Source organism: Lelliottia sp. AC1, from assembly GCF_023278595.1.
GTDB lineage: Bacteria > Pseudomonadota > Gammaproteobacteria > Enterobacterales > Enterobacteriaceae > Enterobacter > Enterobacter nimipressuralis.
Genome location: NZ_CP025699.1, coordinates 3,892,438 through 3,916,962 on the forward strand (window position 1 = coordinate 3,892,438; position 24,525 = coordinate 3,916,962).

Here is a 24,525-nt window from a genome sequence, read left to right on the forward strand (position 1 = left end):
TTTCGTTTCACACAATAAATTAAACAAGAGGAAATTTGGCAAATAATAATAATTAGATAAATAACTCTGATATCTTTGTAGAAAAAACTCTCATAAATGAATTATCCTCGCTTGCACTCCCCTTTCTGTGGTGCTATTAACTGCAACTGTGTGTCAATTTTTGTCATGAGTAATGCTATGAGCGTGATTACCCCCGTCGCAGCGGCTATGCGCCGGATCACTGAGCAAGACAACGCCGGGATCGCTGCGGTTATCCGTGAAGTGTCGGCGGAGTACGGCCTGACGGCCGATAAAGGCTATACCGTCGCCGACCCCAACCTGGACGAGCTGTTTCAGCTTTACAGCCAGCCGGGCCATGCCTACTGGGTGATTGAACAGAACGGCAAAGTCGTCGGTGGAGGCGGTGTTGCGCCACTGAGCTGCAGCGAGCCAGATATCTGCGAGCTGCAAAAGATGTATTTCCTGTCGAACGTGCGCGGACAAGGCCTGGCGAAAAAGCTGGCGCTGCTTGCTCTCGATCACGCGCGCGCGCAAGGTTTTAAACGTTGCTACCTCGAAACGACCGCCTTCCTCAAAGAAGCCATCGGCTTATACGAGCACCTGGGTTTTGAACATATCGATGCGCCGCTGGGCTGTACCGGGCATGTCGATTGCGAAGTCAGGATGCTGAAAATTCTGTAAATCTCCTTCCCGCCCTCTTCTGTTAAGCAGCTGTAAACTGAATGCTCTACACTCTCAGTTCACACCAAAACGGGGGAAAGACGATGTCGAAGATAAAAAGCTATGCCGCGCCGCAGGCAGGTGCAGACCTTGAACTGTACGAATACGATGCGGGCGAGCTGAAAGCAGAAGACGTCGAAGTCCAGGTCGATTATTGCGGGATCTGCCACTCAGACCTGTCGATGATCGACAATGAATGGGGCATCTCAAGCTATCCGCTGGTAGCCGGACACGAAGTGATTGGCCGCGTGGTGGCACTGGGTACAGCAGCGCAGGACAAAGGGCTGAAAGTCGGCCAGCGCGTCGGCATTGGCTGGACCGCTCGTAGCTGCGGCCATTGCGATGCCTGCATTAGCGGCAACCAGATCAACTGTCTGGAAGGCGCAGTTCCTACCATCCTCAATAAAGGCGGTTTCGCCGACAAACTTCGCGCCGACTGGCAGTGGGTTATCCCGTTGCCCGACAGCATTGATATCGAATCCGCCGGCCCGCTACTGTGCGGCGGTATCACCGTTTTCAAACCACTTCTGATGCATCACGTCACTGCCACCAGCCGCGTCGGCGTGATTGGGATCGGCGGTTTAGGCCATATCGCCATCAAATTACTGCACGCGATGGGCTGCGAAGTGACTGCCTTTAGCTCCAATCCGGCGAAAGAGAAAGAAGTGCTGGCGATGGGGGCGGATAAAGTGGTCAACAGCCGCGATCCGGAACTGCTGAAAGCGCTGGCCGGTCAGTTCGATCTGATCATCAACACCGTCAATGTCGATCTCGACTGGCAGCCGTACTTTGAAGCGCTGGCATACGGCGGGAATTTCCACACCGTCGGTGCGGTGCTGAAGCCGCTTCCGGTTCCGGCGTTCACCCTGATTGGCGGCGATCGCAGCATTTCCGGCTCTGCGACTGGTACCCCGTTTGAATTACGCAAACTGATGAAGTTCGCGGGACGCACCAAAGTAGCGCCAACTACCGAACTCTACCCGATGTCGAAAATCAACGAAGCCATCCAGCATGTGCGTGACGGTAAAGCCCGTTATCGCGTGGTGTTGAAAGCGGACTTCTGACATTAATCGCCCGGTAGCGTTTTGCTTACCGGGCCGACAACACTCCATCGTTGGCCGGGTGAGGCAGTCGCCACCCGGCACATTTCACACTACCGCGAGAGCGCCGCAAAAACTTCCGCAACAGCCACCGCCCCTGGATCCGTCACCCCGTCCAGATTATCTTTATTCACATACGACGAACGCCCCGCGCCGGCTTTTTGCATACTGGCCGTCGCGTCGGCCCCTTTCTTCGCCGCCTGTGCAGCAGCCTGGATGTCGCTCTTCTGCAACGCTCCCAGCGCCGGTTGCAGCGCATCGATCAACGTGCGATCGCCGAGATCCGCCCCGCCGTACTGCTTCATTTGCGCAAGCCCACTGAGGAGAGCATCCGCCAGCGTTTTGCCGTCGTGAAGCGCTTGCCCGGCAGCAGTAAAGAAGATCGACATCAACACCCCGCTCGATCCGCCCATCACCGTTGCCAGTCGCTCGCCCGTCAACAGCAGCAGTTTCGGGACGTCGTTCAGCGGCAGTTGCTTCTCTTGCAATAACTGCGCAATGTCCCGCGCGCCTTGCGCAAAGGTCGACCCCGTATCGCCGTCACCCACTTTTGCATCCAGCGCATTCAGGCGATTCTCCAGATCGACCAGCGTTTGCGTCGCCGCCCCAACCAAAGCCGCCACCTGCGCGTTGTCAGAGGGTGCATAGTCCACGCGATCCTGAATAGCCGTATGCGGCAACGTGCGCAGCGGCGCAAACGCCACTGGTTTTTGCCAGCCGATGGTCTCGACAGGCTCATTAATCGCCCGTTCAAAGGTCTCGTTTAGCCTAAGCAGCGACAGAGAAAAGCCCTTCATGTCCAGCGAGCTCACCAGCGGTGCGGGGCCGATGAGATACGCAATCTGATCCTGTAGCGCCGAATGCGCCAGCTCTTTCGTCAGCAGCGCCATTTCCAGCGCAGACACGCCGCCGAGATTGTTAATCAGCACCGCAAAACGCCCGTCACCCGCCTTTTCTTTGAGCGGCGCGATCAGCTTGTCGATAATGGCTTTGCTGTTTTGCGTATCCAGCACCGACGCCCCCGGCTCGCCGTGAATGCCCAGACCCAGCTCGACATGCCCTTGCTTAATACGCCCCTCTTCGTCATCGCTTCCCGGCAGGTTGCAGGTCTGCATCGCCACACCCAGGCTCCACAGGTTTTCGCAGGCCTGTTGCGCAATATCCCGGACCTCACTCAGCGATTTCCCTTTTTCGGCCGCAAAACCTGCAATTTTGTGGACCAGCGCGGTACCCGCAATGCCGCGCGGCTGTTTGTTGTCCGGAAGCGCGATGTCATCAGCCACAATCACCATCTCGACTTTCAGTCCGTAGCGTTTGGCCTTTTCCGCTGCGAGGCCGAAGTTCAGACGATCGCCGGTGTAATTTTTAACGATCAGCAGGCAACCACGATCGCCCGTCACTGCCACGATGGCATTCAGCACCGCGTCGACGCTCGGGGACGCAAACAGATCCCCGCACACCGCAGCGGTTAACATCCCTTTGCCGACAAATCCGGCGTGCGCCGGTTCGTGGCCGGAACCCCCACCGGAAATCACCGCCACCCGGCTCTTATCCCAGTCACTGCGCGCGACCACGCGGATGGCCGGATCGATATCGAGTTTGACCAAATTGCCGTGTGGCGCGGAGATCAGTATGCCTTCAATGGCGTCATTGACCAGCTGTTTGCGGTCATTAAAAAAGAATCTGGACATAGCTTTCCAACTTTTTGTGAATCGTATGCAAAAGCATAGTCCGCGCTGGGTAATACGCCGCAAAGTCAGGAATTTACTGAGTCAAATTGCCGTCAGGTTGCCTATACTCGACGCAGGACAAAGAGAGGAAGCGCACCATGAGTACACCACTGCTGATTGCCCGGACGCTGGATAGAGAGTTGTTCCTGTTGCCCGGAATGGCGAACCGCCACGGGCTGATTACCGGCGCCACCGGGACGGGGAAAACCGTGACTCTGCAAAAACTGGCGGAGTCATTTTCCAGTATTGGCGTGCCGGTCTTTATGGCTGACGTGAAAGGCGATTTAACCGGCATCGCCCAGGAGGGGACAGCGTCAGAAAAACTGCTTGAGCGGCTGAAAAACATCGGCGTGACCGACTGGCAGCCGCAGGCGAATCCTGTGGTGGTGTGGGATATTTTCGGTGAGAAAGGCCATCCCGTGCGCGCGACCGTCTCGGATCTCGGCCCGCTGCTGCTGGCGCGGCTTCTTAATCTTAACGACGTCCAGTCCGGCGTGTTGAATATCATTTTCCGCATTGCCGACGATCAGGGCTTGCTGCTGCTTGATTTTAAAGATCTGCGCGCGATTACCCAGTACATTGGCGATAACGCTAAATCCTTCCAGAACCAGTACGGAAATATCAGCCCCGCATCGGTGGGCGCTATTCAGCGCGGATTACTCACCCTTGAGCAGCAGGGCGCAGAGCATTTCTTCGGCGAACCCATGCTGGATATCAAAGACTGGATGCGTGCCGACAGTAACGGCAGAGGGATCATCAACATCCTGAGCGCCGAAAAGCTCTACCAGATGCCGAAACTCTACGCCGCCAGCCTGCTGTGGATGCTTTCAGAACTCTATGAACAGCTACCGGAAGCGGGCGATCTGGAGAAACCGAAGATTGTGTTCTTCTTTGACGAAGCGCATCTGCTGTTCAGCGACGTCCCACAGGTCCTGCTGGATAAAATCGAACAGGTGATTCGTCTGATCCGTTCTAAAGGTGTGGGCGTCTATTTTGTCTCGCAGAACCCATCCGACATTCCCGATAACGTGCTGGGCCAGCTCGGGAATCGCGTGCAGCACGCGCTGCGTGCTTTTACTCCGAAAGATCAAAAAGCGGTTAAAGCGGCGGCGCAAACCATGCGCGCAAATCCTGCGTTTGATACGGAAGAGGCGATTCAGGCGCTCGGCACCGGGGAAGCGCTCATCTCATTCCTTGATGCCAAAGGCAGCCCGTCCGTCGTCGAACGCGCAATGGTTATCGCGCCATTCTCTCGCATGGGGCCGGTGACGGATGACGAGCGTAACGCGCTGATCAACCACTCGCCAGTTTACGGCAAATACGAGGATGAAGTGGATCGTGAGTCCGCGTTTGAGATGCTGCAAAAAGGGGTTCAGACGAGTACCGAGAAGCAGCAAGCTCCAGCGGCTAAAGGGAGTGACGTTGCCGTTGACGACGGCATTCTCGGCGGGCTGAAAGATATTCTCTTTGGCAGCACCGGCCCACGCGGCGGCAAACGCGATGGCGTGGTGCAGACGATGGCTAAAAGCGCCGCCCGGCAGGTGACGAATCAGATTGTGCGCGGCATGCTGGGGAGCTTACTGGGTGGACGACGTCGGTAGCGGGGAGACCCACGGCGTACCTAACGCCGAGCCTTGCACACCGTGCTGGTTCAGATAACGATCCAGTTCGACCATCCCCGTCCAGCGGTTCTCGCACCACAGCGGCGCGAGAAGCGTTGGGCGGCGTGCGCTGGCAGAGATGCGGTGGTAAATCACCTCCGGCGGCGTGTGGCGGATCATCTCCCCTGCCGTCACGGTGTACTCGTCCAGCGCAATGCCATTTAACCGCCCGGCCTCCCAGGCTTTCGCCATGGTGCTTCCGGTTACAATATGCAGCGGGTGGAGCTTAATGCCATCCACGCCCGTCTCTACAACTCTTTCCAGGGTTTCCAGACCGTGCTGCTGCCCTTCTCCCGGCAGACCGACAATCAGATGCGAACAGACCTTTAAACCGCGCTCCCGCGCCAGTCGGGTTGTTTTCTGATAACAGGCAAAATCATGACCACGATTGATCCGATGCAGTGTTTTGTCATGCGCGGTCTGCAATCCCAGCTCCAGCCAGATTTCGTAGCCCAGATCTTTATATTCGCTCAGTAAATCCAGTACGGCTTCAGGTACGCAGTCCGGGCGCGTACCGACACATAGCCCGACGATATTCGCCTGGCTTACGGCCTGCTGATACATGGATCGCAGCACCTGCACTTCTGCAAAGGTGCTGGTGTAGGCCTGGAAATAGGCCAGATACTGTTTTGCGCGGTTAACCAGACTCGCCTGATGGGAAAGCTGCTCGGCGATAGAGTTATGTTGCTGCGCCTCATCGGCAAAAGAGGCCACATTACAGAAAGTACAACCGCCACGCCCGATGGTGCCATCGCGATTAGGGCAGCTAAAACCGCCGTGCAGCGTGAGCTTGTGAACCTTTTGCCCGTAGCGGCGTGAAAGATCCCCACCAAACATGTTGACTAATTTCTGTAACTGCATAATCTGATAGACCGTCCCGGAGAAAGGGGACAAGCCTGCCATTTTTAGCCTCTGTCGGCGATGACCTGGATCAATCGCCCTGGACGGCTATTATTCATTTGAATAAAAAATCACTATTACTGCAATTTCATTCATCACCCTGGCAATTACTTTTCCTTATGTTCGCGGGGATTTTTTCACTTATCGCCCCCTGGTAGTAAAACAGTGCGATTATGCAACTTGATCGCCCGTACCAGATTATTATCCTGCAAAAAACCCGCCATTCAGCACGCTAAAGGGATAATACCGCTTTCAGATAGTGAGTCAGATCACACTCCCTCGCGCCTTCCCCCTCTCTTTTGCGGCTGCAAAACCGATTAAATCTCTTTTATATTCAAAGCAATAACTCACCTTTAGCACATTTTTGTATAAATAAGATTGCCATTTGACCTGTGTATCAATTCCCGATAAGTTGGAAATCCGCTGGAAGCTTTCTGGATAAGCAGCCTGCTTATCATATTTATGCAGTAATTGAGATTCCCTCTGAAGCAAGTCCTCAAACTTGTTTGACCTGTGCGAAAAGGAAATGAAGAGGGCGAATGCGAGGTGCGCGTATGAAACGCAAACCCCGTCGCCGCGCTCTTTCTGTGCCTGTGCGCCACGGTTCAGTGGGGAGTCCCGAAGAGCCTGGGGAGGTTCACTGATATGTTGTACGATAAATCCCTTGAGAAGGATAACTGTGGTTTCGGCCTGATCGCCCACATAGAAGGCGAACCTAGCCACAAGGTAGTGCGTACCGCTATACACGCACTGGCCCGTATGCAGCACCGTGGTGCAATCCTCGCTGATGGTAAAACCGGCGATGGTTGTGGCTTGCTGCTACAAAAACCGGATCGTTTCTTCCGCATCGTTGCGCAAGAGCGCGGCTGGCGTTTAGCCAAAAACTACGCTGTCGGCATGCTGTTCCTGAATCAGGATCCTGAAAAAGCTGCCGCCTCACGCCGCATCGTCGAAGAAGAACTTCAACGCGAAACCCTGTCGATTGTCGGCTGGCGCAATGTGCCAACCAACGAAGGGGTGCTCGGTGAAATCGCCCTCTCCTCGCTGCCACGTATCGAACAGATTTTTGTGAATGCGCCTGCGGGCTGGCGTCCGCGCGATATGGAACGCCGCCTGTTTATTGCCCGTCGCCGCATCGAAAAACGTTTGCAGGACGATAAAGAGTTCTACGTCTGTAGCCTCTCGAACCTGGTGAACATCTATAAAGGTCTGTGTATGCCGGCTGACCTGCCGCGCTTCTACCTGGACCTCGCGGACCTGCGTCTGGAATCGGCCATTTGCCTCTTCCACCAGCGCTTCTCCACCAACACCGTACCACGCTGGCCGCTGGCTCAGCCTTTCCGCTACCTGGCGCACAACGGTGAGATCAACACCATCACCGGTAACCGCCAGTGGGCGCGCGCGCGTACCTATAAATTCCAGACTCCGCTGATCCCTGATCTGCATGACGCCGCCCCGTTCGTCAACGAAACCGGCTCTGACTCCAGCTCGATGGATAACATGCTCGAACTGCTGCTGGCAGGCGGGATGGATATCGTACGTGCAATGCGTCTGCTTGTTCCGCCAGCCTGGCAGAACAACCCGGATATGGACCCGGACCTGCGCGCGTTCTTCGACTTTAACTCCATGCACATGGAGCCGTGGGACGGCCCGGCAGGCATCGTTATGTCCGATGGTCGCTACGCCGCCTGTAACCTCGACCGTAACGGTCTGCGCCCGGCGCGCTACGTCATCACCAAGGACAAGCTGATCACCTGCGCGTCCGAAGTGGGGATCTGGGATTACCAGCCTGACGAAGTGGTCGAAAAAGGCCGCGTCGGCCCTGGCGAACTGATGGTTATCGACACCCGCAGCGGGCGCATTCTGCACTCGGCGGAAACCGATGACGATCTGAAAAGCCGCCATCCGTACAAAGAGTGGATGGAGACAAACGTCCGCCGTCTGGTGCCGTTTGAAGATCTGTCGAACGAAGAAGTCGGCAGCCGCGAGCTGGACGACGACACCCTCGCCAGCTACCAGAAACAGTTTAACTACAGCGCCGAAGAGCTGGATTCTGTTATCCGCGTCCTCGGCGAAAATGGCCAGGAAGCGGTCGGCTCAATGGGTGATGATACCCCGTTTGCCGTGCTCTCCAGCCAGCCACGCATCATTTACGATTATTTCCGCCAGCAGTTTGCGCAGGTGACCAACCCGCCAATCGATCCGCTGCGCGAAGCGCACGTGATGTCGCTGGCCACCAGTATCGGTCGCGAGATGAACGTCTTCTGCGAAGCCGAAGGCCAGGCGCATCGCCTGAGCTTTAAGTCGCCGATTCTGCTGTACTCCGATTTCAAACAGCTCACCACCATGACTGAGGAGCACTACCGCGCCGACACGCTCGATATTACCTTCGACGTGACCGAAACGAGCCTCGAAGAGACGGTGAAAGCCCTGTGTGATAAGGCCGAGCAGATGGTCCGTAACGGCACCGTTCTGCTGGTGCTGTCTGACCGTAACATCGCTAAAAACCGCCTGCCGGTTCCGGCTCCGATGGCGGTGGGTGCCATTCAGACCCGCCTGGTGGATAAGAGCCTGCGCTGTGACGCCAACATCATTGTTGAAACAGCAAGCGCCCGCGACCCGCACCACTTCGCCGTGCTGCTGGGCTTCGGTGCGACGGCTATCTATCCGTACCTGGCATACGAAACGCTGGCGAAACTGGTCGACGGCCATGCCATCGAGAAAGATTACCGTACCGTGATGCTGAACTACCGTAACGGCATCAACAAAGGTCTGTACAAGATCATGTCCAAAATGGGCATCTCGACTATCGCCTCTTACCGCTGCTCGAAACTGTTCGAAGCGGTCGGTCTGCACGATGATGTCGCAGATCTCTGCTTCCAGGGCGTGATCAGCCGTATCGGCGGTGCCGGATTCTCTGACTTCCAGCAGGACCTGCTGAACCTGTCCAAACGCGCATGGCTGGCGCGCAAACCGCTGGATCAAGGCGGTCTGCTGAAATACGTTCACGGCGGTGAATACCACGCCTACAATCCGGACGTGGTGCGCACCCTGCAACAGGCGGTTCAGAGCGGCGAATACAGCGATTATCAGCAGTATTCCAGACTGGTTAACGAGCGCCCGGCGGCTACGCTGCGCGATCTGCTGGCGGTGAATCCGAACGGCGAAACCGTCAGCATTGATGACGTTGAACCGGCCAGCGAACTGTATAAACGCTTTGATACTGCGGCGATGTCCATCGGCGCACTCAGCCCGGAAGCCCACGAAGCGCTTGCCGAAGCGATGAACAGCATCGGCGGTAACTCGAACTCCGGCGAAGGCGGCGAAGATCCTGCGCGTTACGGCACCAACAAAGTGTCGCGCATTAAGCAGGTGGCTTCTGGTCGCTTTGGCGTGACGCCTGCGTACCTGGTCAACGCCGACGTGATTCAGATTAAAGTCGCGCAAGGTGCGAAGCCGGGCGAAGGCGGTCAGTTACCGGGTGATAAAGTCACGCCGTACATCGCCAAACTGCGCTACTCCGTGCCGGGCGTAACGCTGATCTCCCCTCCGCCGCACCACGATATTTACTCTATCGAGGATTTGGCGCAGTTGATTTTTGACCTGAAACAGGTCAACCCGAAAGCGATGATCTCCGTGAAGCTGGTTTCCGAACCGGGCGTGGGCACGATCGCCACCGGTGTGGCAAAAGCCTACGCGGACCTGATCACCATCGCAGGTTATGACGGCGGGACAGGCGCAAGCCCACTCTCCTCCGTGAAATACGCGGGCTGTCCGTGGGAGCTGGGCCTTGTGGAAACACAACAGGCACTGGTGGCTAACGGCCTGCGTCACAAGATCCGTCTGCAGGTGGATGGCGGCCTGAAAACCGGTCTCGACATCATCAAAGCCGCGATTCTCGGCGCAGAAAGCTTCGGCTTTGGCACTGGGCCAATGGTAGCGCTGGGCTGTAAATACCTGCGTATTTGTCACCTGAACAACTGCGCTACCGGTGTGGCAACTCAGGACGAAAAACTGCGTAAGAACCACTACCACGGCCTGCCGTTCAAAGTGACTAACTACTTTGAATTCATCGCCCGCGAAACTCGCGAGCTGATGGCACAGCTGGGTGTGAAGCGTCTGGTCGATCTGATTGGCCGTACCGACCTGCTGAAAGAGCTGGAAGGGTTTACCGCCAAGCAGCAGAAACTGGAGCTGTCCCGTCTGCTGGAAACCGCCGAGCCGCACGCAGGTAAAGCCGTTTACTGCACCGAGAACAACCCGCCATTCGACAATGGCGTGCTGAACGCGCAGCTGCTGCAGCAGGCGAAATCGTATGTTGATGACAAACAGAGCAAAACGTTCTGGTTTGATATCCGCAACACCGACCGCTCCGTAGGCGCTACGCTCTCTGGCTATATCGCGCAAACTCATGGCGATCAGGGGCTGGCAGCCGATCCCATTACCGCGCACTTCAGCGGTACGGCGGGTCAGAGCTTCGGCGTCTGGAACGCCGGCGGCGTTGAGCTGTACCTGACCGGCGATGCCAATGACTACGTCGGCAAAGGCATGGCGGGCGGTCTGCTGGCGGTGCGTCCTCCGGTCGGTTCTGCGTTCCGCAGCCACGAAGCGAGCATCATCGGTAACACCTGTCTGTACGGCGCGACGGGCGGACGTCTGTTTGCCGCAGGCCGTGCGGGCGAGCGTTTTGCGGTACGTAACTCCGGTGCCATCACGGTGGTTGAAGGTATCGGCGATAACGGCTGTGAATACATGACCGGCGGGATTGTCTGCGTAATGGGCAAAACCGGCGTGAACTTCGGCGCAGGCATGACGGGCGGTTTCGCCTATGTCCTGGACGAAGACGGTGAGTTCCGTAAACGCGTTAACCCGGAACTGGTAGAAGTGCTGGACGTTGAAACACTGGCGATCCACGAGGAACATCTGCGCGGTCTGATTACCGAGCATGTGCAGCATACCGGTTCTTCGCGCGGCGAAGAGATCCTGGCGAACTGGCCAGCATTCTCGGCGAAATTCGCGTTGGTTAAACCGAAGTCCAGCGATGTTAAAGCACTGTTGGGTCACCGTAGTCGTAGCGCAGCAGAGCTGCGTGTGCAGGCGCAGTAAGGGGTAGCAATGAGCCAGAACGTATACCAGTTTATCGACCTGCAGCGCGTTGATCCGCCAAAGAAACCGCTGAAGATCCGTAAAATTGAATTTGTTGAAATTTACGAGCCGTTTTCAGAAGGCCAGGCCAAGGCGCAGGCAGATCGCTGCCTGTCCTGCGGCAACCCGTACTGCGAATGGAAGTGCCCGGTCCACAACTACATCCCGAACTGGCTGAAGCTGGCCAACGAAGGGCGTATTTTCGAAGCCGCAGAGCTGTCGCACCAGACCAACACCCTGCCGGAAGTATGTGGCCGCGTGTGTCCGCAGGACCGTCTGTGCGAAGGTTCCTGTACACTGAACGACGAGTTTGGCGCGGTGACCATCGGTAACATCGAGCGCTATATCAACGATAAAGCGTTTGAGATGGGCTGGCGTCCGGACATGACCGGCGTGCGTCAGACGGACAAACGCGTGGCGATCATCGGCGCAGGTCCGGCAGGTCTGGCATGTGCCGACGTGCTGACCCGCAACGGCGTCAAAGCCGTGGTGTTCGATCGTCATCCGGAGATCGGCGGGCTGCTGACCTTCGGTATTCCGGCCTTTAAGCTGGAAAAAGAGGTCATGACCCGCCGTCGCGAAATCTTCACCGACATGGGCATTGAGTTCAAACTGAACATCGAAGTCGGCCGTGATATCCAGATCGACGATCTGCTGAAAGATTACGATGCCGTGTTCCTCGGCGTCGGCACCTATCAGTCGATGCGCGGTGGGCTGGAAAACGAAGACGCTCCGGGCGTGTTTGACGCTCTGCCGTTCCTGATTGCCAACACCAAGCAGATGATGGGCTTCGGTGAAACCCCTGCTGAGCCGTACGTCACGATGGAAGGCAAACGTGTGGTGGTGCTGGGTGGCGGTGATACGGCGATGGACTGCGTGCGTACCTCGATCCGTCAGAATGCGACGCACGTTATCTGTGCCTACCGTCGTGACGAAGAGAACATGCCTGGCTCCAAACGCGAAGTGAAAAACGCGCGTGAAGAGGGCGTGGAGTTCCAGTTCAACGTTCAGCCATTAGGCATCGAAGTGAATGCAAACGGCAAAGTCAGCGGCGTGAAGATGGCGCGTACCGAAATGGGTGCACCGGATGCCAAAGGCCGTCGTCGCGCAGAAATCGTGGCAGGTTCCGAGCATGTGGTTCCAGCAGATGCGGTCGTGATGGCATTTGGTTTCCGCCCTCACAGCATGGAGTGGCTGGCGAAACACAGCGTTGAGCTGGATTCCCAGGGCCGCGTGATTGCGCCAGAAGGTAGCGAAAACGCCTTCCAGACCAGCAACCCGAAAATCTTCGCCGGCGGCGATATCGTTCGCGGTTCCGATCTGGTGGTAACAGCGATTGCCGAAGGCCGGAAAGCGGCAGATGGAATCATGAACTACCTGGAAGTGTAAAAGCGAACCGGATGGCGATGCCATCCGGTTTTTTTTATGCGCCGACCAGACTGGCGCGCACTTTCACCACCACTTTCTTAATCTCTTCAATTTCCTTCACCCTACACCCTGGTTTATGCGGTTCGCCGGGCATAAAGATGGCGTACATACCGGGTTTCAAATCAAGCTGCTGCACGCCTTCAATGGCGCTACACAGCTGATAATCCTCCTCAATATGCCTTTCCTCGCACTGTCGCGCAGAGCCAGCTACGCCGTACAGGATGCGTTCGTCGCCCGCCAGCAACAGCTGGATATCGATATACTGCTCGTGCAGCTCCGCTTTTTTCTGCTCTGGTTCCTGCGTGGCGAACGTCATCACGTTCATAAAGATATCGTCGCCCTGCAGTTCATAACGCCCCGGCGCTTTGTCCTGCGGCCAGGCCGCGATGGCCTGTGTCAGCGCCTCCGCCAGCACGGGATGTAATCCCGGCAGCGCGCTCGCTTTGCCCATCATCATGATGTTGCTCCTGTAGCCAGTCTTGCCGCGCCCAGTAAACCGGCATCGTGGCGGTAATACGCCGGGCGAAGTTCGACGTGATAGACCGCGGGCTCCTGCGCAAGAAACTCAGCGACCTGCGATAAATATCCCTCAGCCAGCCCGACGCTGCCGCCGACAACGACGGTCTGACAATCCGTTACTGCTTTGACATCGGCGATGAGTCGCGCCATCGTTTGGGCAGAATGAGCGACCAGTTCGCAGGCGGGCTGATGCCCGCGCTGCGCATGGTCGAAGATCGCCTTCGCATCGAGGCCCGCCAGCTCGCCCTGCGCCCGGGCAGCAATCGCACGTCCGGAGGCAATCACTTCCACACACCCTCTACGACCGCAGCCGCAGATTGGCCCCTGCGGATCGGCCAGCGTATGCCCCAGATGCCCGGCAAGCCCGCCCGCCCCCGTCTGCAACTCACCATTGAGCACCACGCCACCGCCGACCCCCGTAGAGACGGTGATGAAAACCATATCCGGCGCATCGATGCCAGGCGCATGGTACTCCGCCCACGCCGCAGCCTGCGCATCATTCACCGCCATTGCGGGCAGTCCGGTTATCGACTCCAGCGTCTGTACCAGCGGGAAATGCAGCAGGCCGCCAAGATTGTGAGGATTAATCGACAGCAACGTGCCTTCGCGGATAATCCCCGTCGAGGCGATTGCCACCCGCTGCGCCGCTGACATTATCGGTTCCACCAGCGATTTTAACGCTGCGCGCAGGGCGTCCGGCGTTTTGCTGGCAGGTGTCGGCTGTTCGCGCCGCTCGCGGATCTGTAAGTCATCGTCGATCAGCGCAGCGGCCAGTTTGGTGCCGCCAATATCGATCGCCAGCGTCGTCATTTCACCGCCTCACGCTCGTTTTTAATACTGCCAAATGGAACGGCGCCGCTGAAAGGTTTACCGTCGATAGCATCGTGAGTACGCAGGGCTTCCGGACGGATCCAGCGCTGCACGCGGGATGGCATATCAAGACCAATCAACAGGATCACCACAAACGTCAGGCCAAATGACAGGGTTCCCAGCGCGGTACCCAGCTCAAGTCGCTGTGCCAGCAGAGCGCCGATAATCGGGGCGATCGCGCCGCCCAGGGCGCCGACGTTGTAGGTAAAGCCCAGCCCGGCGGCACGCTGATCCGTGTCGAAATAGCCCCCAATCAGCTTCGGTAAAATCCCGGAAATCCCCTGCCCCAGCATCTGCTGGAAGAAGAGCAGCAGGCCCAGCACCCAAATATTTGACCCGCCGATGGCGAACACCGGAATAATCAGCAGCTGCGAGGCCAGCAGGCTGCAAACGTACGCTCTGCGGGTGCCCAGCCAGTCGCCGAGGAAGCCGCCGACGCAGCAGCCCACCGCCGCACCAAAGCCGCTAAAGAACAGCACATGGGCGACCGTCATCGGATCGTACGCCAGATCCGTTTTCAGATAAGTGGGCAGCAGCGCCTGAATAGGCCACGAGTAGAGGAATGCAAAGAGCACCACGACCATCAGGGTGACACCCGTCGGCCAGCGCTTACCGCTGCTTTGCACCATAAAGCTGATAAAGACGCAGGCGCACAACAGCCCGAGAATCACCACCAGCCCGGCGTTGTTTAGCTCACCGGCAAAGCAGAACCACAGCGCGATGCCAGCAAACAGCGTCATGACGATATTGATCAGGCGGTGCTTGCCGCGATAGAGAATGTCGACCATCGTGCGCACCGGCGCTTTGCCTTCGTGCTTCGCTTTCCAGTCTTCCGCTTCCGGGATGTTTTTACGCAGCCACAGGGCAAAAATGATTGGCAAAATACCGATAAGGAACAGCGCTCGCCAGCCCCATGCGGGAACAACCACGCTGTAAACCTGCGCCGCAACCACGGCACCGACAGAAAAACCGGAGATTAAAAAGCCGCTGGCTTTATTACGCAGATGTTTCGGCCAGCTTTCAATCACATAGGTTGCGCTGGAGCCGTATTCGCCCGCCATACCCATGCCGATCACCATACGGGCAATAAACATGGTGACGTAGCCTGGCGCAAATCCGCACGCCAGCGTGCCGCAGGAGAAGAGGACGATACTGGTGATCATGGCCAGTTTTCGACCGTAGCGATCGCCCATCGCGCCCAGCAGCAAGCCGCCAAACCAGCGCGAAATAAAGGCGGCCGAGATCAGGCTGGCTGCTTCGACCGTCGTTAAACCAAATTCACTTTTGACTTCTGTTAATACCAACGCCATCAATACAAAATCAAAGCCATCAAGCAAATATCCCAGCCAGGCGGCGGAGAATGCGCGCCACTGTGGGCGGGTCAGATGGCGGTACCACGGGATGCTTTGGGTAGAAATACTCATAACACTCTCCCGACGATTTTTTGTCGTATTGCCGGATGGCGGGTTCACCATCCGGCTTACATATCGTGTTTTGTCTTCGCCGGATGCGCTTCGCTTCTCCGGCAATGCATTAGCGTTTCTCAGCCAGCAGCTGTTCTGCGAGGGCTTTCAGCTCCGGCAGATACTGCTCTGCCACAGGAGCAAAAGGCTTACGGCATAGCGGAACAGAGACCACGTCCATATAGTGCAGGACGGTTTTCAGGCCACGGAACACGCCGACTTTAATCAGCAGATCGATAACCTTGTTGCACTCGCTTTGCAGATGCTGCGCGGTTGCGTTGTCCCCTTCGCGGATCGCTTTGGCGATCGCCTGATAGCGCGCGCCCATGATGTTGTAAGTGCTGCCGATCCCGCCGTCCGCACCTGCCAGCAAACCGGAGGCGAAGATCTCGTCGTAGCCGTTATAAAGCACCAGATCCGGATGCGCCCGGCGGATCTGCTCCATCTGGAAGAGATCGCCGGAGGTCTGTTTCAGGGCACCTACACCCGGCAGCGTCACCAGTGTATTGATTTGATCGAGGGATAACTTCACGCCGCTCAACGCCGGGATGTTGTACACCACCATCGGCAAACCATCCGATGAATCAATGATTGCACGGTAGTGGTCACAATGTTCTTCGAAGCTGAAGGGATAGTAGAAGGGTGTGACCGCCGACACAGCGTCGAAGCCGATACGGCTTGCCGCCGCCGCGAGCTGCTGGCTTTCCGCTGTGCTGACGCAGCCGACATGGGCGATCAGCGTCACTTTGCCCTTCGCCTCTTCCGCCACGATCTCCAGCACCTGCTCGCGCTCGGCGAGGCTTTGTACGAAGGCTTCACCCGTTGAGCCGCCGACATACAGACCGTCGATTCCCTGTTGAATGTTGAAGTGCACCAGGCGGCGCAGACTTTCTTTATCCAGCGCCTGCTGTGAATTAAACGGAGTCAGGAGTGCGGCCATCACGCCACGTAATTGCTTTGCCATAGATACCTCAAGTGGTTATTGATCTGCTCTTTGATATACCTTTATACCTGTTATACCAGATCAAATAAGCAGCACCCCATACAGAACGCTTATATTGCGATCTGCTTCACTAAAGGATCGTTATTTTTTCTTTTTGGATCCCTGGCCGAAGGCGTGCCAGGTGGCGGAAACGCTGTTGAGATGGGTTTGCAGCGCCCGATCGGCTTCATCAGGATCGCGGCGGCGGATGGCGTCAACAATAGCAATATGCTGCTGATAGCTGACATCGTTGTGCTGATACAGCTCGGCGTCGGAGACTTTCGGACGAGCGGCTATCAGCCAGTCGAGCAGCGCGACGTGTATCGCCATAAAGATTGGGTTGCCGGGGATCTCCGCCAGCACACGGTGGAAATCGACATCCGAGCGGATGAAAAGCGCGTTATCGCTGAGGGACTGGCTGTTAATTTCCAGCGCCTTCGACAGGCGCTCAACCTGTTCGTCCGTGGCGTATTCTGCCGCGTAACGCACCAGGCTGGATTCGAAAAACAGACGCAGCTGTTCAAAGTGGGTAATGCCACCCGGCTGGGTGAGGAAATCCTTCGCCATGCCGGAGAGTTCGCTAATGATGGTATCGGCCGAAGGCATCGAGACGCGGGCGCGTTCGCCGTTGTTGATTTGCACCAGGCCTTTTCGCTTCAGGGCGGCCAGTGCTTCACGTACCGATGGGCGGCCCACGTTGAAGAACTCCATCAGCTCACGCTCGGAAGGGAGTTGTTCGCCCTGGGCAAACTCCTGACGACGGATCATCTGCTCCAGCTCTTCTTCCACCATATCGGAAAGTTTTTTACGCGCCAGCGGGCGACGACGCAAACTGCGACCAAGGGTTTCGGTTGAATTTTCCGCCTGAAGATCAAATGGTTTCATAAAGACTCGGGTCAGAAGAGTGACAATCAGTGACAACGACTCATCATAACACAGGATTTTTGGCTGGGCGAAAAGCCCTGAATAGCAAAACAGGCCCATCGGGCCTGTTCAATTATTTCACAACGCGTAACGCTGGACGGCCACCGCGCGGCGGCGGATCGTCATCAGGGTCGTTGTCATTGTCGTGATCGGGCTTGTCGCCGTCGATAATGGACATCACCGTTTCGCTTTCGCTGGCGGTAGAACCGTCTTCATCGTTGAGGCTGGCGACATCTTCGTCATACGCCGCTTCCGGCTCAAACATCGTACCTGCACCGTTTTCACGCGCATAGACTGCCAGCACGGCAGCGAGCGGAACAGAGACCTGACGCGGTACGCCGCCGAAACGCGCGTTGAAGCGCACTTCGTCGTTTGCCAGCTCAAGATTACCCACCGCGCGTGGCGCGATGTTCAAAACGATCTGACCATCACGCGCGTATTCCATCGGAACGCTCACGCCCGGCAACGTCACATCCACTACCAGGTGCGGCGTAAGCTGGTTGTCCAGCAGCCATTCATAGAAGGCACGCAGCAGATACGGACGGCGTGGAGATAGCTGTGACATTTCCACAATCGTTAACCTCGACCAAGACGCATTTCGCGTTCCGGTTCTGTCAGAGAAGCAAGGAAAGAGTCGCGCTCAAATACGCGAGTCATGTAGCCTTTCAGCTCTTTCGCGCCAGGACCGCTGAACTCTACGCCCAGAGCCTGCAGACGCCACAGCAGCGGAGCCAGGTAGCAATCTACCAGACTGAACTCGTCGCTCAGGAAGAACGGCTTTTGACCGAATACCGGCGCAATGGCCAGCAGTTCTTCACGCAGTTGCTTACGGGCAGCGTCTGCTTCTGAGGATGAACCGTTCACAATGACGTTCATCAGGGTGTACCAGTCTTTCTCGATACGCTGCATGTACAGGCGGCTTTCACCACGCGCAACCGGATAAACCGGCATCAGCGGCGGATGAGGGAATCGCTCATCCAGATATTCCATAATGATGCGGGATTCCCACAGGGTCAGCTCGCGATCCACCAGCGTTGGTACGCTCTGGTTCGGGTTGAGATCGATCAGATCCTGAGGTGGGTTATCCTTTTCCACATGCTCGATCTCAAAACTGACACCTTTCTCGGCCAGCACGATACGAACCTGATGGCTATAAATGTCAGTAGGACCAGAAAACAGCGTCATTACCGAACGTTTGTTGGCAGCGACAGCCATGAAAACCTCCAGGTATATTCAGAATATTACTGCTACCGGCCCGTGGGCCAGCCAGATGATTTGTTACCCATCCCAGGAACAAACTCAATCGCTCAAAAATCGAACAAAAGTGGTGTATTCACTGACATTTGGGCAGAAAATTGGATGATAGTTTACCAGATTTTGCAGGGTTTGTGGTGAGGGGATTCTGGAAATGCTGAAAAAGAGCTGATAATCAAATAAATACTGTGGATAACCGTCGGATTATCCATAAAAAAAACCCGCCGAAGCGGGTTTTTCGCCAATCTTTCTGCCGAAGCAGAAAATAGATTAACGTTTGGAGAACTGAGGACGACGACGTGCTTTACGCAGGCCGACTTTCTTACGTTCAACTTCACGAGCATCACGAGTAACGAAGCCAGCTTTACGCAGTTCGCCACGCAGGGACTCGTCGTACTCCATCAGAGCGCGGGTGATACCGTGACGGATCGCACCAGCCTGACCAGAAGTACCACCACCTTTAACGGTGATGTACAGATCGAATTTCTCAACCATATCAACCAGTTCCAGCGGCTGACGAACTACCATGCGGGCAGTTTCACGACCGAAGTACTGTTCCAGAGAACGTTGGTTGATTACGATTTTACCACTGCCCGGTTTGATGAACACGCGAGCGGCGGAGCTTTTGCGGCGACCAGTGCCGTAGTATTGATTTTCAGCCATTGCCTATAATCCCGATTAGATGTCAAGAACTTGCGGTTGCTGTGCCGCGTGGTTGTGCTCGTTGCCTGCGTAAACTTTCAGTTTACGGTACATAGCACGACCCAGCGGGCCTTTTGGCAGCATGCCTTTAACCGCGATTTCAATCACACGCTCAGGACGGCGGGCAATCATCTCTTCAAAGGTCGCTTCTTTGATACCACCGATGTGGCCGGTGTGGTGGTAATACATTTTGTCTTCGCGCTTGTTGCCGGTTACAGCAACTTTTTCTGCGTTCAGAACGATGATGTAATCACCAGTATCAACGTGCGGAGTGTATTCCGCTTTGTGCTTACCGCGCAGGCGACGAGCCAGTTCGGAAGCAAGACGACCCAGAGTTTTACCGGTCGCGTCAACAACATACCAGTCGCGTTTTACGGTTTCTGGTTTAGCTGTAAAAGTTTTCATTAAAAGCTTACCCAAATAATAAGTTACACGTTGGTGAACACCCAAACGTTTAGTCAGTTGAGGCTCACACGACAAAGTCCGGCAAACCTACCCCTTCGAATAGCCTGTGCCAGCACATAGAAAGTTTTGGGAAAAAAACCTTCTCGTAACGTGGGGTCGCAAGATTATAGAGAAGTCGAGGTCAAAGATCGACCCTTAAATGTGATTAGTCGCAAGGTTTTCGCTGGGGAATTGCCGGGTGGCGACTACGCCTTCCCCGGCCTGCGGCACGGTGCGGCATTTACGGCATGTGCGCGCGTTTCAAATACTCTTCGCTCTGCATTTCCTGCAAACGCGACAAACAACGCTGGAACTCAAACTTCAGCCGCTCGCCCTGGTAGATCTCATAGAGCGGCACGGCGGCGCTCACCACCAGCTTCACATGGCGTTCGTAAAACTCATCTACCAGCGCGATAAAGCGGCGGGCTTCACTCTCCATCAGCGGCGTCATCACCGGCACATTAAACAGCATTACCGTATGAAACAGGCGCGAGAGCGCGATGTAGTCGTGCTGGCTGCGGGCATCGACGCACAGCGTGGCAAACGAAACCGCCAGCGTCTGGTTTTCGACCCCCAGGGTTGGCAGAGGACGATGATTAATTTCCAGCTCTGGGGCTGTAACGCGCCTGGCGCCCGCCAGAGCCAGCCAGAGATTGTCCATCTTACCGCGCGTCTCTTCATCTAAGGGTGATAGCCACAGATGCGCCTGGGTCAGCGTGCGCAGACGATAATCTACGCCCGCATCGACATTCATAATGTCGCAGTGTTCTTTGATTGCCTCGATGGCCGGCAGGAAACGCGCGCGCTGCAAACCGTTGCGATAGAGATCGTCTGGCGGAATGTTAGACGTCGCCACCAGCGTAATGCCCCGCGCAAACAGCGCTTTCATCAGGCCGCCCAGCAGCATGGCGTCGGTGATATCCGAGACGAAAAACTCATCGAAACACAAAACGTCGGTTTCGGCTTTAAAACGCTCGGCGATGATATCCAGCGGATCGGTATGACCTTGCAGCGCGTTAAGCTCTTCGTGGACGCGCAGCATAAAGCGGTGGAAATGCAGACGCTGTTTACGCGTGCCCGGCAGGCTCTGATAAAACATGTCCATCAGCCAGGTTTTCCCCCGACCCACGCCGCCCCACATATATAAGCCGCGAACGGGCGCTGCGGTCTGTGGCTCTTTTTTTCCCAACAATCGGCCAAATGCCGCTTTCAGTCCGCCGCTCTGTGCGGGGGCGGGCATCTGCTGAGTCAATTCCTGGTAGATCACATTCAGGCGATTAACAGCTTCACGCTGAACGTCGTCGGGCTGATGAGTGCCCTCATCAAGGGCCTGTTGGTAACGCGATGTGGGGGACAGATTTTGCATAATCTTGTTGTTATTCCTTCAATTAAACCTCACCAGTGGGCGCGACTGGCGAAAAAAAGGCCGTTCTACAGTACGCGATGATGCGTCAGGATTCCACTTCTGAAGAAATAGCGGTTATAGTGGCATAATCAGGCACAGGCAGGAGCCGAGCCACTACCCTACGGAACAACAAGACAACGGGAGAAGTTCATGACCTGGGAATATGCGCTAATTGGTTTAGTCGTCGGTATCGCCATCGGTGCCGTGGCCATGCGTTTTGGTAATCGCAAATTGCGTCAGCAACAGTCGCTGCAGTATGAACTGGAAAAGAACAAAGCTGAGCTGGAAGAGTATCGTGAAGAGCTGGTCAGCCACTTTGCCCGTAGCGCCGAACTGCTGGACAATATGGCGACCGATTACCGTCAGCTGTATCAGCACATGGCAAAAAGCTCCAGCAGCCTGCTGCCGGAACTGAGCGGTGACACCAACCCGTTCCGCAACCGTCTGGCGGAGTCTGAAGCCGGTAACGATCAGGCACCGATTCAAATGCCGCGTGATTACTCTGACGGTGCATCCGGCCTGCTGCGCGGTGGCGTAAAACGCGATTAATCGCACATCTACGATTTATTTCACGGGCGCACACCTCGCGCCCGTCCTTTCTTTCCCTTCCCAGCTATTATTTAGTCAATTACCTCATTGTTCAGTGGTTTGAAATTCAATAACATCAGACTGTTTTTGGGCCGATTTTCCTTTACTCCAGGCAACGAGAGCCAGCATCAATGAAGAAAAAAAACCAGCTGTTAAGCGCGATAGCGTTAAGTGTCGGGTTATCTTTGACGGCGTCCTGGCCTGCGGCCGCGGCGCTTCCTTCGCAAGTGCCTGGTGCGGCTGCCATTCCGAGCCTGGCGCCGATGCTTGAAAAAGTGCTGCCTGCGGTGGTGAGCGTGAAGGTGGAAGGCACCGCCGCGCAAAGCCAGCGCGTGCCGGAAGAGCTAAAAAAATACTTTGGCGAAGAAGGCCCGGACCAGCCAGCGCAACCTTTTGAAGGGCTTGGCTCCGGCGTGGTGATCGACGCGGCGAAAGGCTACGTGTTGACCAACAACCACGTCATCAGCCAGGCCGACAAAATCAGCGTGCAGATGAACGATGGTCGTGAGTTTGACGCCAAACTGATTGGCGGCGATGACCAGAGCGACATCGCGCTGCTGCAAATACAAAACCCCAGCAACCTGACGCAAATTGTAATCGCCGACTCCGATAAACTGCGCGTCGGCGATTTTGCCGTGGCCGTCGGTAACCCGTTTGGCTTAGGCCAGACCGCGACCTCCGGGATTGTCTCGGCGCTTGGCCGCAGCGGGCTAAACCTTGAAGGGCTGGAAAACTTTATCCAGACCGACGCCTCCATTAACCGCGGCAACTCCGGCGGTGCCCTGCTGAACCTGAACGGCGAGCTGATCGGGATTAACACCGCGATCCTCGCACCGGGCGGCGGCAGCATCGGCATCGGTTTCGCTATCCCCAGCAATATGGCGAAAACCCTGGCGCAACAGCTGATTGAGTCCGGCGAAATCAAGCGCGGACTGTTAGGTATTAAAGGCATGGAGATGAGCGCTGATATTGCGAAAGCGTTCAATCTTAACGTCCAGCGCGGGGCGTTCGTCAGCGAAGTGCTGGCCAATTCCGGCTCGGCGAAGGCGGGCGTGAAATCGGGCGATGTGATTGTAAGCCTGAACGGTAAACCGCTGAACAGCTTTGCGGAGCTGCGCTCGCGCATCGCCACCACAGAGCCAGGCACCAAAGTGAAACTCGGCCTGCTGCGCGACGGTAAACCGCTCGACGTGGAAGTGACGCTGGATAAGAGCACCTCTGCATCGGCCAGCGCCGAGCTGATCGCCCCTGCCCTGCAAGGCGCGGCGCTGAGTGACGGGCAGCTCAAAGACGGCACCAAAGGCATCACCATTGAAAGCGTCGAGAAGAGCAGCCCGGCCGCACAGGCTGGCTTGCATCAGGATGACGTGATTATCGGCGTCAACCGCAACCGCGTGCAGTCGATTGCAGAAATGCGCAAAGTGCTGGAGAGCAAACCGACGGTGATTGCGCTGCAAATTGTTCGCGGCAACGACACGCTTTACATCTTATTACGCTAAGCACTGACCCCGGACATCACCGCTGCGTGTGATGTCCGGATAAGTCATGTTATGCTGCAACCGTTTCTCAATTAACGACGCCCGCATCATGGTTCTTAAGCTATTTCGCTCCGTCGCCATCGGATTGGTCGTTGGCGGTTTATTACTGGCTGCAATGCCCTCATTACGTCAGTTCAATAAGCTGGCGGCGCCTCAGTTCGACAGTACGGATGAGACGCCAGTGAGTTACAACCAGGCCGTTCGCCGGGCAGCACCCGCCGTGGTGAACGTCTATAACCGCGGCCTCAACAGTTCCGCCAATAATCAGCTGGAGATCCGCACCCTCGGTTCCGGCGTAATTATGGACGAGCGCGGCTACATCATTACCAACAAGCACGTTATCAACGACGCCGATCAGATTATTGTAGCGTTGCAGGATGGCCGCGTTTTTGAAGCCCTACTGGTCGGTTCGGATAGCCTGACGGATCTGGCGGTGCTGAAAATTACCGCCAGCGGTGGCTTGCCGGTGATTCCGATTAACCGTAAGCGCACGCCGCATATCGGCGACGTGGTGATGGCAATCGGAAACCCCTATAACCTGGGCCAGACCATTACCCAGGGGATTATCAGCGCCACCGGTCGTATTGGCCTGAACCCGTCAGGACGACAGAATTTCCTGCAGACGGATGCCTCCATCAACCACGGTAACTCGGGCGGCGCGCTGGTGAACTCCCTCGGCGAGCTGATGGGCATCAACACCCTCTCCTTTGATAAGAGCAACGATGGTGAAACGCCGGAAGGCATCGGTTTTGCGATCCCGTTCCAGCTGGCGACCAAAATCATGGACAAGCTGATCCGCGACGGTCGCGTGATCCGTGGCTACATTGGAATTGGTGGACGTGAAATCGCGCCGCTGCATACCCAGGGTGGCGGTATCGATCAGATTCAGGGCATCGTCGTGAACGAAGTCACCCCGGGTGGCCCGGCTGCGGCGGCAGGACTGCAGGTTAATGACGTGATTGTGTCGGTGAACGGTATCCCGGCAGTATCCGCGCTGGAGACAATGGACCAGGTGGCAGAGATTCGCCCGGGTTCTATCATTCCGGTGGAAGTCATGCGTAATGATAAGAAGCTGACCATTCAGGTCACTATTCAGGAATACCCGTCCACCAACTAAGCGGCATAAAAAAACCGGAGCCATGGCTCCGGTTT

At 56.3% G+C, this 24,525-nt stretch carries 20 protein-coding genes; 8 read left to right on the forward strand and 12 right to left on the reverse strand.

From position 1 onward, the window contains the following. The first annotated feature begins 177 nt into the window (after positions 1–177). Both C0560_RS18470 and C0560_RS18475 read left to right on the forward strand, forming a co-directional pair. A complete protein-coding gene (locus C0560_RS18470) occupies positions 178–681 on the forward strand; it encodes a GNAT family N-acetyltransferase (protein ID WP_107702759.1) in 504 nt (167 codons plus the stop codon). An 83-nt stretch (positions 682–764) separates the two neighbouring features. Continuing rightward, on the forward strand, positions 765–1,784 hold the full coding sequence (locus tag C0560_RS18475; protein WP_102105500.1) for an NAD(P)-dependent alcohol dehydrogenase: 1,020 nt from the start codon (positions 765–767) through the stop codon (positions 1,782–1,784). An 89-nt stretch (positions 1,785–1,873) separates the two neighbouring features. Here the strand turns inward: C0560_RS18475 and C0560_RS18480 are convergent, their stop codons facing one another. Next, positions 1,874–3,511: a dihydroxyacetone kinase subunit DhaK gene (locus tag C0560_RS18480; protein ID WP_248859231.1), complete on the reverse strand. Its 1,638-nt coding sequence runs from the start codon at positions 3,509–3,511 to the stop codon at positions 1,874–1,876. 137 nt (positions 3,512–3,648) lie between these two features. Between C0560_RS18480 and C0560_RS18485 the strand changes: the two genes are divergently transcribed. Next, positions 3,649–5,151: a helicase HerA-like C-terminal domain-containing protein gene (locus C0560_RS18485; RefSeq protein ID WP_248859232.1), complete on the forward strand. Its 1,503-nt coding sequence runs from the start codon at positions 3,649–3,651 to the stop codon at positions 5,149–5,151. Here C0560_RS18485 and C0560_RS18490 read toward each other — a convergent pair. Continuing rightward, positions 5,128–6,072, reverse strand: a complete 945-nt coding sequence (locus C0560_RS18490) for a TIGR01212 family radical SAM protein (protein WP_123428869.1) — start codon at positions 6,070–6,072, stop codon at positions 5,128–5,130. The two genes, C0560_RS18485 and C0560_RS18490, sit on opposite strands and share 24 nt — an antisense overlap. Positions 6,073–6,756: 684 nt before the next feature. On the opposite strand from C0560_RS18490, the gene gltB reads away from it, so the two are divergent. Together gltB and C0560_RS18500 are read left to right on the forward strand one after the other, a co-directional pair. Then, positions 6,757–11,217, forward strand: a complete 4,461-nt coding sequence (gene gltB, locus C0560_RS18495; protein WP_123428224.1) for a glutamate synthase large subunit — start codon at positions 6,757–6,759, stop codon at positions 11,215–11,217. A gap of 9 nt (positions 11,218–11,226) precedes the next feature. Then, entirely contained in the window at positions 11,227–12,645 is a 1,419-nt protein-coding gene (locus C0560_RS18500) for a glutamate synthase small subunit (RefSeq protein WP_102105504.1), read from the forward strand. 34 nt (positions 12,646–12,679) lie between these two features. On the opposite strand, the gene nanQ is transcribed toward C0560_RS18500, so the two are convergent. The 10 genes from nanQ to zapE form a co-directional block, all read right to left on the reverse strand. Continuing rightward, positions 12,680–13,141, reverse strand: coding sequence for an N-acetylneuraminate anomerase (gene nanQ, locus C0560_RS18505; protein WP_181826921.1), 462 nt, complete (start codon positions 13,139–13,141; stop codon positions 12,680–12,682). Further along, complete coding sequence (locus C0560_RS18510) at positions 13,138–14,013, reverse strand: N-acetylmannosamine kinase (protein WP_248859233.1); 876 nt, start codon at positions 14,011–14,013, stop codon at positions 13,138–13,140. Before C0560_RS18510 ends, nanQ begins: the two co-directional genes overlap by 4 nt. Further along, positions 14,010–15,497 (reverse strand): MFS transporter, encoded by a 1,488-nt coding sequence (locus C0560_RS18515; RefSeq protein WP_100778706.1) that lies wholly within the window; start codon positions 15,495–15,497, stop codon positions 14,010–14,012. Before C0560_RS18515 ends, C0560_RS18510 begins: the two co-directional genes overlap by 4 nt. 109 nt (positions 15,498–15,606) lie before the next feature. Beyond that, positions 15,607–16,500 (reverse strand): N-acetylneuraminate lyase, encoded by an 894-nt coding sequence (gene nanA, locus C0560_RS18520; protein WP_248859234.1) that lies wholly within the window; start codon positions 16,498–16,500, stop codon positions 15,607–15,609. Between the two features lie 120 nt (positions 16,501–16,620). Further along, positions 16,621–17,403: a transcriptional regulator NanR gene (gene nanR / locus C0560_RS18525; RefSeq protein ID WP_102105534.1), complete on the reverse strand. Its 783-nt coding sequence runs from the start codon at positions 17,401–17,403 to the stop codon at positions 16,621–16,623. 112 nt (positions 17,404–17,515) lie between these two features. After that, entirely contained in the window at positions 17,516–18,013 is a 498-nt protein-coding gene (gene sspB, locus C0560_RS18530) for a ClpXP protease specificity-enhancing factor (protein ID WP_100778704.1), read from the reverse strand. A 5-nt stretch (positions 18,014–18,018) separates the two neighbouring features. Continuing rightward, complete coding sequence (gene sspA / locus C0560_RS18535) at positions 18,019–18,657, reverse strand: stringent starvation protein SspA (protein ID WP_100778703.1); 639 nt, start codon at positions 18,655–18,657, stop codon at positions 18,019–18,021. Between the two features lie 309 nt (positions 18,658–18,966). Further along, a complete protein-coding gene (gene rpsI, locus C0560_RS18540) occupies positions 18,967–19,359 on the reverse strand; it encodes a 30S ribosomal protein S9 (RefSeq protein WP_064543072.1) in 393 nt (130 codons plus the stop codon). Between the two features lie 15 nt (positions 19,360–19,374). Beyond that, positions 19,375–19,803, reverse strand: coding sequence for a 50S ribosomal protein L13 (gene rplM, locus C0560_RS18545; protein ID WP_004868222.1), 429 nt, complete (start codon positions 19,801–19,803; stop codon positions 19,375–19,377). Between the two features lie 280 nt (positions 19,804–20,083). Next, entirely contained in the window at positions 20,084–21,208 is a 1,125-nt protein-coding gene (gene zapE / locus C0560_RS18550) for a cell division protein ZapE (RefSeq protein ID WP_248859235.1), read from the reverse strand. Between the two features lie 189 nt (positions 21,209–21,397). Between zapE and zapG the strand changes: the two genes are divergently transcribed. From zapG to degS, 3 genes are all read left to right on the forward strand, one after another. Next, complete coding sequence (gene zapG / locus C0560_RS18555) at positions 21,398–21,796, forward strand: Z-ring associated protein ZapG (RefSeq protein WP_100778701.1); 399 nt, start codon at positions 21,398–21,400, stop codon at positions 21,794–21,796. A gap of 170 nt (positions 21,797–21,966) precedes the next feature. After that, the gene (gene degQ, locus C0560_RS18560; protein WP_107702752.1) at positions 21,967–23,334 is read left to right on the forward strand and encodes a serine endoprotease DegQ; all 1,368 of its coding nucleotides are present in this window, start codon (positions 21,967–21,969) and stop codon (positions 23,332–23,334) included. A gap of 88 nt (positions 23,335–23,422) precedes the next feature. Continuing rightward, positions 23,423–24,490, forward strand: coding sequence for an outer membrane-stress sensor serine endopeptidase DegS (degS, locus tag C0560_RS18565; RefSeq protein ID WP_100780807.1), 1,068 nt, complete (start codon positions 23,423–23,425; stop codon positions 24,488–24,490). Positions 24,491–24,525 lie beyond the last annotated feature (35 nt).